The sequence below is a fragment of the Bacillus sp. SIMBA_154 genome (assembly GCF_046536015.1).
In the GTDB taxonomy this organism is placed as follows: domain Bacteria; phylum Bacillota; class Bacilli; order Bacillales; family Bacillaceae; genus Bacillus; species Bacillus pumilus_P.
Genome location: NZ_JAWJBV010000613.1, coordinates 1 through 240, shown reverse-complemented (window position 1 = coordinate 240; position 240 = coordinate 1). Strand labels below are relative to the sequence as shown.

Below are 240 nucleotides of genomic sequence, written 5' to 3'. Positions count from 1 at the left end.
GGCCGATCGTGATGCCGGAAAAATTTCGGATGTGCAGTATTCCGAACGGCTGGTAGCGCTTTCCGAGTCTATCTACCCCGACGATTTGCGCTTCCAAAGCTTCCTGAAATACAGGCTATTCCTAGCGCATGAAGTCGCTGCGGGGCGTATGACGCAGCCCGAATTTGATTATCGCCTTGCCGAAAAGGCCGCCGAGCACGAAAACGCACTCAAAGCAGAGCGAGCGCAGGCCTCCCAACC

1 protein-coding gene is annotated in these 240 nt (G+C 55.8%); it reads left to right on the top strand.

From position 1 onward, the window contains the following. On the top strand, positions 1 to 240 hold a 240-nt coding region (locus R0K30_RS23350; protein WP_410613394.1), incomplete at both ends, for a hypothetical protein.